12 protein-coding genes are annotated in these 10001 nt (G+C 75.6%); 3 read left to right on the top strand and 9 right to left on the bottom strand.

Translation table 11 applies throughout. The annotated features are described in order from the left end of the window. Positions 1 to 33 precede the first annotated feature (33 nt). The 4 genes from VM242_03190 to VM242_03175 all read right to left on the bottom strand — a co-directional run bounded on the left by VM242_03190 (position 34) and on the right by VM242_03175 (position 3504). Entirely contained in the window at positions 34 to 855 is an 822-nt protein-coding gene (locus tag VM242_03190) for an intradiol ring-cleavage dioxygenase (GenBank protein HVM04156.1), read from the bottom strand. 86 nt (positions 856 to 941) lie between these two features. Then, a complete protein-coding gene (locus VM242_03185) occupies positions 942 to 1214 on the bottom strand; it encodes a hypothetical protein (protein HVM04155.1) in 273 nt (90 codons plus the stop codon). Positions 1215 to 1327: 113 nt separating this feature from the next. Next, positions 1328 to 2806: a HAMP domain-containing sensor histidine kinase gene (locus VM242_03180; protein ID HVM04154.1), complete on the bottom strand. Its 1479-nt coding sequence runs from the start codon at positions 2804 to 2806 to the stop codon at positions 1328 to 1330. Next, the gene (locus VM242_03175) at positions 2806 to 3504 is read right to left on the bottom strand and encodes a response regulator transcription factor (GenBank protein HVM04153.1); all 699 of its coding nucleotides are present in this window, start codon (positions 3502 to 3504) and stop codon (positions 2806 to 2808) included. The genes VM242_03180 and VM242_03175 overlap by 1 nt, the downstream gene beginning before the upstream one ends. Before the next feature lie 70 nt (positions 3505 to 3574). On the opposite strand from VM242_03175, the gene VM242_03170 reads away from it, so the two are divergent. Genes VM242_03170 through VM242_03160 form a run of 3 tightly spaced genes read left to right on the top strand, consistent with a single transcriptional unit; the run spans position 3575 to position 5047 of the window. Further along, the gene (locus VM242_03170) at positions 3575 to 4156 is read left to right on the top strand and encodes a DUF1990 domain-containing protein (GenBank protein ID HVM04152.1); all 582 of its coding nucleotides are present in this window, start codon (positions 3575 to 3577) and stop codon (positions 4154 to 4156) included. Between the two features lie 38 nt (positions 4157 to 4194). Beyond that, positions 4195 to 4434, top strand: coding sequence for a hypothetical protein (locus VM242_03165; GenBank protein HVM04151.1), 240 nt, complete (start codon positions 4195 to 4197; stop codon positions 4432 to 4434). Further along, positions 4427 to 5047: a DUF2231 domain-containing protein gene (locus tag VM242_03160; protein ID HVM04150.1), complete on the top strand. Its 621-nt coding sequence runs from the start codon at positions 4427 to 4429 to the stop codon at positions 5045 to 5047. Before VM242_03165 ends, VM242_03160 begins: the two co-directional genes overlap by 8 nt. A 67-nt stretch (positions 5048 to 5114) precedes the next feature. Here the strand turns inward: VM242_03160 and VM242_03155 are convergent, their stop codons facing one another. From VM242_03155 to VM242_03135, 5 genes are all read right to left on the bottom strand, one after another. Continuing rightward, positions 5115 to 5387 (bottom strand): ATP-binding protein, encoded by a 273-nt coding sequence (locus VM242_03155; protein ID HVM04149.1) that lies wholly within the window; start codon positions 5385 to 5387, stop codon positions 5115 to 5117. A 136-nt stretch (positions 5388 to 5523) separates the two neighbouring features. Then, positions 5524 to 6684 (bottom strand): M15 family metallopeptidase, encoded by a 1161-nt coding sequence (locus tag VM242_03150; GenBank protein HVM04148.1) that lies wholly within the window; start codon positions 6682 to 6684, stop codon positions 5524 to 5526. Positions 6685 to 6935: 251 nt separating this feature from the next. After that, the gene (locus VM242_03145) at positions 6936 to 7199 is read right to left on the bottom strand and encodes a hypothetical protein (protein ID HVM04147.1); all 264 of its coding nucleotides are present in this window, start codon (positions 7197 to 7199) and stop codon (positions 6936 to 6938) included. Continuing rightward, entirely contained in the window at positions 7196 to 7930 is a 735-nt protein-coding gene (locus VM242_03140; GenBank protein ID HVM04146.1) for a GAF and ANTAR domain-containing protein, read from the bottom strand. Before VM242_03140 ends, VM242_03145 begins: the two co-directional genes overlap by 4 nt. Before the next feature lie 240 nt (positions 7931 to 8170). Next, on the bottom strand, positions 8171 to 10001 hold a 1831-nt coding region (locus tag VM242_03135; protein ID HVM04145.1), incomplete at its 5' end, for a kelch repeat-containing protein.

Below are 10001 nucleotides of genomic sequence, written 5' to 3'. Positions count from 1 at the left end.
GGGCGGGTGTCGGGCGGGCGGGCGGTGAGCCGGCTACCGGCGGACGGCCAGGGTGATGAGGCCGAGGAAGCCGTCGCCGTCCTCGGAGACGGTGAGAGTGGTCTGCGGGCGGTAGATGCCGTCGTCGTCGTTGCGGGTGCTGCGGTTCGGGCGGGACGAGTAGGGCGCGGCCCGGTAGGCGGCGTCGGTGACCGCGTCGTCGAAGTAGAGCTGGGTGGTGAGCGCCTCGGCGTTCGAGAGGTGGACCTTGGCGTGGATGTGCACGGTCCGGCCCTGGTACCAGCCGGGGTAGATGGTGAGGATCTCGGCGATCCCGTCGGCGTTGGTGACCTGGGCGCCGCGCAGGTAGCGGGTGTCGTCGACCGGCCCCCGTCCTCCGCCTCCGGTCCCCCGGGAGGCCGCCTCGAACCCCGAGTAGAGCCCGCCGGCGTCGCAGTGCCAGATCTCGAACACGGCGTCCTTCAACGGCGTGCAGCCGTCGGCGTCGACCACCCGGGCCGCCACCCGCAGCGGCGTGCCCTGGCGGTCCTCACGGATGTCACCGCGGATCTGGTCGACGTCGAGGTGGTACGGCCCCTCCGTCTGCTCGGGGGTGAGCGCGCACGACGAGGCGGTGCCGAAGTCGCCAGCCGTGAGCGCCCCCGCACCGGGTGCCGCCGCACCGGCGGTCCCGGTGGTGGCGGCGCCCGCCGTCGTGGGGGACGACCCTCCGCCGCCGCCGGTGGTGGTGGGCGACCCGCCGGAGGCGGGGTCGCCGCCGCCACCGCCGCAGGCGCCGAGGACGACGGCCCCGGCGCCGGCGCCGGCGAGGAGGCCGAGGGCTCGGCGGCGGTCGATCCTGGGGGGGGTGGTCATCGAGCCTCCTTGGGGGACGGGAATGGCGCAGGTGGTCGGAGGCGATGCCGGCGGGACGGCCGCCGAAGGCCCCGCCGGCGTCGCCGTCACAGCGAGATCTGGTCCGTGACCGTCGTACGGGTACCGGTACCGGTGGCGCCGGGACGGCCGCCGTCGCCCTTGTCGGGGCAGTCGTCGCGGTCGGCCGCCGGGCCGTCGTCGGTGGCGGGCGCCTCGTCGGTGGCAGGCGCGTCGGTGGACGGGGCCTCGGTGGACGGCGTGGTCGGGGCCTCCTGGGCCCAGGCCAGGCCGACCCCGCCGACGGCGAGGGCGGCGACGGCGCCGAGGGTGGCGCCCAGGATGCGGGGCTGCAGGTTCATGGTCGGGTCCTTGCTTTCCGTGCTCTGCGTGCGCCCGGCGTTCGGGCCACGACGGAGAGGGTGCGCGCCGCGGCTGGGAGCTAACTGTGCCCCGTCTGCGGAGTGGCGGGGCGTCACGACGGCGGGCCGCCGGTCCAGCTGCCGGTGAGCGGCTCGTCGGCGGCCGGGCCGGCCTCGGGCTCCGCCTCGTCCTCCGGCGGTGCGAGCGGCAGGTCGATCACGAACGTGCTCCCCTCGCCGGGCGCCGATTCGACGCGCGCGCTCCCGCCGTGGGCCTCGGCGATGGCCGCCACGATGGACAGGCCGAGGCCCGTGCCACCACCGGCCCGGGCCCGCGAGTCGTCGGCCCGGAAGAAGCGCTCGAACACCTTGGCCGCCACCTCGGGTGCCATGCCGGGGCCGTCGTCGGCCACGGCCAGGCGGGCCCGGTCGCCGGCCGCCGTCACCGCCACCCGCACCGGCGTGCCCGCCGGCGTGTGCGCCCGGGCGTTGGACAAGAGGTTGCCCACCACCTGGCGGAGCCGTTGGTCGTCGCCCCGGACCGTCACCGGCTCGGCGTGCACCTCGACGGGGCGGTCGGGCTCGACGGCGCGGGCGTCTCGCACGGCGTCGGCCACCAGGCGGTCCAGGCGCACGCGCCCGAGCTCGAGGGGCCGGCGCTGGTCGAGGCGCGCCAGCAGGAGCAGGTCCTCCACCAGGGTCGCCATGCGGTGGGCCTCGTGCTCGATCCGGCGCATGGCGTCGGCCAGCGCGGCGTCGCTGCGCAGGCCGCCCGCCCGCCACAGCTCGGCGTAGCCCTGGATGGACGTGAGCGGGGTCCGCAGCTCGTGGGAGGCGTCGGCTGCGAACCGGCGGACCCGGGCCTCGGACGCCTCCCGGGCGCGGAACGCGTCCTCGATGCGCGACAGCATCGAGTTGAGGGCGACGCCCAGGCGCCCCGCCTCGGTCCGCTCGCCCGGGTGCTCGACGCGCTGCGACAGATCGCCCCCGGCGATGGCGTCGGCGGCCCGGGCCATGTCCTCGATGGGGTGGACACCGAGCCGCAGCATCCACCACGACATCAGCCCCAGGGCGGAGAGCACGGCGAGCGTGCCGAACACCTGCACCAGCCGGATGCGGTCGACGGTGCGCTCGAGGTCGTTGAGGCTGATGCCGACCACCGCCACCCCGTAGCGGGGCTCCTCGATGGCCACCAGGCGCCACGATCCCGTCCCCTCGGACGCCTCGGCCGTGAACGGCCGCAGGGCGTCGTCGTGGCCGGCCAGGTAGGCGAGGACCTCGGCCCGGCGCAGGACCGGTGGCGGGTCGCTCTCGTCGGCCAGCTTCGACTGGAGCCGGGTCAGCGACGGCGACGTCGGGTCGCCGACGGCGAGGAAGTACTCGGAGAGCGTCTCCTGGTCGGGCGACGGGAAGCCGGGCCCGCCGCGGCCCCCGCCGTCTCCCCGGAAGATGCGGGGCGCCACCTCCACGAGCTGGCGGTCGACCCGGTCGAGGAGGAACGACTCGATGATGCGCGACAGGGCCACGTTGGTGAACACGAGCACGGCGGCCACCGCCACCAGCCCGACGAGCAGCCGCCGCCGCAGCGACATCAGCCCACCCGGGCCGAGTACCCCACGCCCCGCACCGTGTGGATGAGCGGCGGGCCCAGCGTGTCGATCTTCTTCCGGAGGTAGCTGATGTAGGTCTCCACCACGGTGGCGTGGCCGCCGAAGTCGTACTGCCAGACGTGGTCGAGGATCTGGTGGCGGGACAGGACCCGGCCGGCGTTGAGGAGCAGGAAGCGGAGCAGCTTGTACTCGGTGGGCGACAGGTCGATGGCCTGGCCCGCCCGGCGGACCACGTGGGCGTCGTCGTCCATCTCCAGGTCGGCCAGGGCCAGCTTCGACGAGCCGCTGCCCCGGCCCTGGCGGCGCAGGATCACCTGGATGCGGGCGACCACCTCCTCCAGGCTGAACGGCTTGGTGACGTAGTCGTCGCCCCCGAGGGTGAGCCCTCGCACCTTGTCGTCCACCGTGTCGCGGGCGGTGAGGAACAGCACCGGCACCTTCTGGCCGTCCAGCCGCAACCGGCGCACCACCTCGAACCCGTCGAGGTCGGGGAGCATCACGTCCAGCAGGACGACGTCGGGGTCGAACGCCTCCACCTCCCTCAGGGCGTGGCGCCCGTCGGCGGCGACCCGCACGTCGAACCCGAAGTGACGGAGGGCGGCTTCGAGCAGGAAGGTGATGTTCTCCTCGTCGTCGACGACGAGGACGCGGCTGCGGCGTTCGGCGCCCGTCGTGCCCATGGTCCAAGTCTCCCATCGCTCCCTCGGAAGTTCCTGTGAGTCCGCTGGGGGTTCCCGAGGGGGTAGGAACGTGGGCGTGCTCCCGATCTCGCCGGCCCGGCCCACCCCCGCCGCGCTCGACGCCCTCGTCGCCCGCCACCGCGGGGCGGCGCCCACCTATGCCGAGGTGGGGGCGACGGCGGGCCCGCTCCCCGACGGCTACCGCCACCGCCGCCGCACCGTCGACCTGGGGCGGGGCGACGCCGTGTTCGCCGCCGCCGCCGCCGGGCTCCGCCGGTGGGAGGCCCACCGCCGCAGCGGGGCGGTGGTCCACCCGCCCGGCGCCGCCGTGGCCGAGGGCCAGGTCGTCGCCGTCGCCGTCCGGGTGGCCCTCGCCTGGGTCACCGTGGTCAACCGGGTCGTGGGGGTGACCACGGCGCCGGGCCTGTCCGGCTTCGCCTACGGCACGCTCGCCCACCACGTGGTCGAGGGGGAGGAGGGGTTCTCCGTGCGCCTCGACGAGGCCGGCACCGTGCGGTTCGAGGTGGTCAGCTTCACCCGGCCGCGCGGTCGTGTCCTGCGCCTGGCCGGGCCGGTGGTCCACCCGCTCGACGACCGCCTGGTCCGCCGGTACCTGCGGGGCATGCAACGGCACGTGGCGGGCACGGCCTGAGGCGCTTCACGACGGCGGCGGCTGGGTAGGTCGCCCCGATGGTCCGTACCGTCCTCGTCACCGGCGCCGGCTCGGGCACCGGGACGGCCCTGCCCACCGCCCCCCTCGGCGCCCGGGTCGGCGCCCGGGTGGTCGGCACCGCCCGCCCCGACGACCGGGCGTACGTCGCGGCCCGGGCGGTTGGGCGCGCCGGGGCCGCCGTCGAGCCGGTGGCGCCGGACGTCACCGACGCGGCGATGTCGGCGGCCGGGTCGAGGGAAGCGGCCCCCGTTGGCTGACGGACCGGCCGCTGCCGCTCCCGCCACGGCGGCCGCCCAGCACCCGGCCGGACGCGGCGCCCCGTCCGCCGTCGTCGACGCGGTGCGGCGGATGGAGGCGGCACCCCTGCTGGACGGCGCCGCCCGGCCGCTGGCCGCCCTCGCCGGCGCCGTCGTCCGATCGCCGCGTGCGGCCGACGGGCTGCGCGGGACCTGGCTCGGGCACGCCCTCCACCCGCTGCTCACCGACTTCCCGCTCGGCGCCTGGGCCAGCGCCTCGTTCCTCGACCTGTTCGGCGGGCGGGCGGCCCGCCCCGCCGCCCGCCGCCTGGTGGGCTTCGGCCTCCTGGCCTCCGTGCCCACCATCGCCACCGGGCTGGCCGAGTGGCAGACGGTGGGGGGCCGCGGCGCCCGCCGGGTCGGCGTCGTCCACGCCGCCGTGAACACGGCGGCGACGGCGCTCTACGCCTCCTCGTGGCTGGCCCGCCGGCGGGGCACCCACGCCCGCGCCGTCGTGCTCGGCGTCGCCGGCGGCGTGGTGGCCACCGCCGGCGGCTACTTCGGCGGCCACCTCACCCTGGTGCGCAAGCTGGGTACGGCCGACCCGGCGTACGGCGCCGACCCTCCCGCCTGAGCCCGCTGGGCGCGCCTCGGCCACGCCGTTCCCCATCGGTGCCGCGACAGGGAACCTCGAGCGGGCCCTACCGCAGCGGGACGGCGGCCTCCACCTCGGTCCTCGAGCCCGGCTCGGACCGCACGGCGAGGCTGCCGCCCAGCTTCTCGACCCGGTCACGCATGCTGCGCAGGCCGAAGCCGCCGGTGCGCGCCGCCCCGACGTCGAACCCCTTGCCGTCGTCGGCGACGACCACCCGCAGCGACCCCGCGGCGCCGTGCACCCGGATGACGACCGACGTGGCCTTGCCGTGGCGCACCGGGTTCGACGCCAGGGCGGGGCCCACCGAGCGTCCCGCCACGGCCGGACGCCGGCCGGGCCGGGCTCTCCTGGTCACCCAACCCCCGGCCCTCCTGCTCGGCCGAGCAGTCCAGCATCTGGCCGGCACGAACCGAATGGCGGAGCGCGGCACGCCAGCCGCCGGCGTGGCGGTCGGGTCAGTTGCCGTTCGTGCTCCAGTGCCACGGCTCGGCCGGGAGGTTGGACAACCCGAACCGGCCGGCGTTGCGGGCCAGCCACTGGAAGGCGGCATTGCGCGAGGTGATGAGCGCCCCGTTCCAGGTGAAGTCGATGGCCAGCCCCTGCTCGTGCATCGACTGGCCGGGCCGGGCCGTGGGCGGCCTGCAGCTCGACGCCGGCTTGGAGTAGACGTCGTAGTCGCTGCTGCCACAGTTCGCCGCGCGGGTGGCGATCTGCCCGTCGGAGCTGCGGTAGCCGCTGCCACCGAGGGCGAACCCGTCGGCCGCGGCGGCGGCGAGGAGCGCCTCCACCTGGCCGGCGATCCGGGTCGCCACCGTGATGCCGCCGACCGTCGTCACGGCCACGCCGCCGATGCGCCCCACGGTGCCCCGTGCCGCCGTCGCGCCCGCCCGCCGGGTCGACGCCACGCGGGCGGCCAGGGCGGCCTGGCGCCGGGAGATCTCGGCCGCCAGCTGCTGGTCGAGGGCGGCCAGCGAGTCGGCCTCGGCCAGCGCCCGCTCCAGGCGCTGCTCGACGGTGTCGGCCACCTTCTCCTTCAGGTCCAGCGCCCTGGAGACCTCACGCAGCTCGCCGTCCACCTCCTCGCGGCGCGCCTCGGCCCGTGCCCGGGCCTCCTCGGCGGCGACCCGCTGGGCGGCCAGGTCCTCGGTGGTGGCCCGCAGCCGGTCGGCCACGTCGGCGCCCTGGCCGAGGGCCACGTCGAACAGGTACTGCCGGGTCGCCATCCGGGCGAGCGACCCGGCCCGCAGTGGCGCCATGGTCTTCTGCGCGGGGCCGCGCACGTAGGCGGCGACCGCCGCCTGGCGCATGGAGCTCCGCAGCAGATCGAGCTCGCCGGCCGTCCGCTGCTCGGCGACGAGGGCGTCCTCCGACGCCTTGGCCGCCGCCTCGGCCGCCTGCCGGGCGCTCGCCGCCCGGGCCTCCGACGCCCGGACGTTGGCGTCCAGCCGGTCGAGGGCCCGCTCCAGCTCGGCGTCCGACGCCTTCAGCACGTCCACCTCGGCGGCCTGCCGGGCCCGCTTCTTCTGGAGCTCGCGGCGCTGCGCCTCGGGGGTCGGCTCCTTGGCCGACGCACCGCCGACGGGAACGGCCGCCAGCAGCCCGGCAAGGGCCAGCACAGCGGCCCGGCGGACGCTTCTCGGTGGCCTGGAGGGCAAGGCGGCTCCGTTGTTCCACTCGGCGAACGGCACGGCGGGTGCCCGGCGCAGTCGATCCAGTGTCGCAACCCGCCGCCGGTCCGGCGCGGACGGTACCGCCGCCCACCCCGCGTGTCGAGCTCGGAGACTGGTGTCGAACCCGGCTCCTCCTGCCGGACGGTGACGGGGCGGCCGAGAAACCGCTGGTCAGGCCCGCATGCCCCCTGGCGGGGTTACCGCTCCTGGTACGGCACGGGCATGCCCAACCCGTGATCCATGAAGTGCTCGTTCAACGCCTGCACCAGGATGTCGACGCTCCCGCTGGCGAGCGGGCCACCCTCGGTCAGGTAGGCCCGCATCTCCTCGGGGCTGGCGTCACCACCCAGACCGAAGTACGCGAGCCACAGCTCGCCGTCGGAGAGGCCGGCGCGACGCCGCGCCGCCTCGAGGCTGCGCCGCACGTCGCCGACCGACCCGGCTCCGGCGGGAGCCGTCACGGCGTGGCCGGTCCTTGCCGCCTGCGGTCGACGATCTCCCGGGCGACGTCGTGGAGCTTGCGGTTCTCCCGCTGGGACGCCCTCCGCAGCACCGCGAACGCCTCGTCCGACGTGGCCCCCTCCGCCGCCATGATGATCCCCTTGGCCTGGCCGATGACGTCACGGTTCTCGAGGGCGACGGCCAGGTGCCTGGCCATCTCCTGCGCCCGCTCGAGCGCCTGGGCGTTGGAGACGGTGACCGAGGCCTGCGCCGCGAACATGGCGGCCTGCTCCTCGGCGCCGTCGAAGTTGCCCGGCTTCGTCGAATAGAGGTTCAACGCACCGACTGCCTGCCTCCCGGTGGAGAGGGGCAGCGACAACGAGCTCGCCACACCCTTGGCCACGGCCTGGGCGGACATCTCGGGCCAGCGGTCGTCGTCGGCGTAGGAGTCGACTCGGAAGACCTCCTCCTCGAGCATCGCCGCCAGGCACGGCCCCCCACCGGTGTCGTACTGCGCCTGGTCGACCTCCCGGGCGATCTCGGCCGAACAGACGGGCGTCGTCGTACGGCCGCCCTGCATGAGCGAGATGCTGGCCGCGTCACATCCGGGGATGGCCGCGGCGGCGAGGGACGTGACGTTGCCCAGGAGCTCCTCGAGGCCCTGCTCGCCGAGCAGGGTCTCCGCCAGGGTGCGGAGGCTCGTCTGGAGCGCTTCGTCGTCGGGGAGGCTGCCTTCCCCGACGACCGTCAAACTCCGATACCGGACACCATGAACGGCCCTCCCCATCGAGAGCCGGAGGGACCCCTCACTCAGTCGTGAGGTGGAACCACAGCGTGCTTGTGATCTCAAGCAGGTGCGACCTGGGGCGGGTGGTGCCGCCGGACCGAGGGCTCGACCGCCAGGGTACTACGCCCGGGCCGGACCGCCCATTCACCTCGCGATGGCGCGCCAGGGGGTGGCGCGCGATCGCGAGGTGAACCGAGCAGGGCCTTACGGTGCCGGTGCCATACCGACCATGGGCCGGTTGAGGCGGATGGCGCCCGTGGAGCCCGAGAACCGGGCGTCGCCGAAGGCGAAGACGCCGCCGTCGGCGGCCACCAGCCAGTAGCCGGCCACCAGCGGCGACGGCGTGGCCGCCATCCCGACCACCGGCGAGTTGAGGCGGATGGAGCCGGTGGAGCCCCGGAACACGGCGTCGCCGAAGGCGAACACGCCGCCGTCCGAGGCGGTGAGCCAGTAGCCCCTGCCGTTCACGGTCGGCGCCATCCCCACCACGGGCTGGTTGAGGCGGGTCCCGCCGGTGGAGCCGAAGAACTGGGCGTCGCCGAAGGCGAAAACGCCGCCGTCGGAGGCGGTGAGCCAGTAGCCGGGCCCGCCGAGAGGGTCGGCCGGGGTGTACAGCTCGGTCGCCGGGTGGTCGGTGTTCCCCACGACGAGGACCTTGCCGCAGTTGGCCCCGCACACCCGCTCGTCGGCCTGGAACTCCCGGGTGCTGCTGGAGAGGAGGACGGCCGTGCCGCCCGGCCCGCCTCCGCCGTTCGAGCCCCCACCGCGCTGGAACTGGAGCGATCCGGCCGAGCGGAAGGTGTTGGACTTCGGGTCGTAGATGTCGGCGGTGGCCCCCCCCACCCCGCCGGCCAGCGCCAGGACCCGGCCGTTGGGCAGCAGGACGGCGGTGGCGTTCCAGCGGTGGGTCTTGGGCGTGCCGGCCGGGCGGAAGGTGTTCGTCCGGTAGTCGAAGACGTCCGATGCCGGGACGGGCCCGTTGTTCCAGCCGTTGTTGACGAGGGCGTTCCCGTCCGGCAGCCGCGTCACCGTCGGCCTCGCTTTGGGGAACCTCATCGGTCCGGTGAGCGACCACGTGGCCGTGGCCGGGTCGAACGTCTCGGCGCTGTCGGTGGGGCCGAAGCCGCCGGCGATCAGCGCCCGGCCGTCACCCACCACCGCCATCTCGGTGAGGTACCGGGCCTCGTTGAGGTTGCCGGCCGGCTCCCACGCGTTGCCCACGGGGTCGAACAGCAGGCTGGTGCCGAGGGAGCCGGTGAGCGGGCCCGGGCGGCCCCCGGCGATCAGCACCTTCCCGCAGTGGGCCGCGCAGTTCGGCTCGGCGAGGCGGATGGCGGCGTGGAGGGTCCGGGTGCCCCCCATGTCGGGGGCGGCGCTCCAGGCGCCGGTGTTGGGGTCGTACAGCTCGGCCGAGCTGAGCCCGAGGCTGCCTGTGGCGGCGACGTCATGGCCGCCGGCCACCAGGACGCGGCCGTCCGGCAGGAGCGTGGCGGTGTGGGCCCAGCGCGCCGTCGCCAGGGAACCGGTGGGTCGCCACGTGCCGCTCCGGGGGTCGTACAGCTCGGCGGACGCCGTGGCCACGTCGGCTGAGGCCAGGGCGATCCGGCCCCCCGCCACCAGCACCTGCCCGTTCTCGAGGAGCGTGGCGGTGTGGTTCGAGCGGGGCGTGTTCAGCGAGCCGGTGAGCGACCAGTTGCCCTCACCCGCCCAGAACTCGCCGACCGGGTTGGCCGGCGAGGTGCCGCCGCCGGTCGTGACGGTGACCTTGTGGATCCCCTCGGCCAGCGGAGGCGTGACCGCCACGATGCGCGTGTCCGACTGGACGTTGAAGCTGCGGGCCGGCGCCTCCCCGAAGCGCACGGCCGTCGCCCCGCCGAGGCCGATGCCCTCGATCATGACGGGCGTCCCGCCGCCGGTGTCGCCGCCGCGTGGCGTGAGGCGGGTGACCAGCGGGCGGCCCGGGGTGTCGGCCGCCAACTTGGCCACGAAGCCGTCACCCGAGTTGGGCGTTCCCGGCACGAACCCGCCGCCGAAG

The sequence above is a fragment of the Acidimicrobiales bacterium genome (genome assembly GCA_035540975.1).
Taxonomy (GTDB): Bacteria; Actinomycetota; Acidimicrobiia; order Acidimicrobiales.
This window is presented reverse-complemented; position numbering and strand designations above follow the sequence as displayed.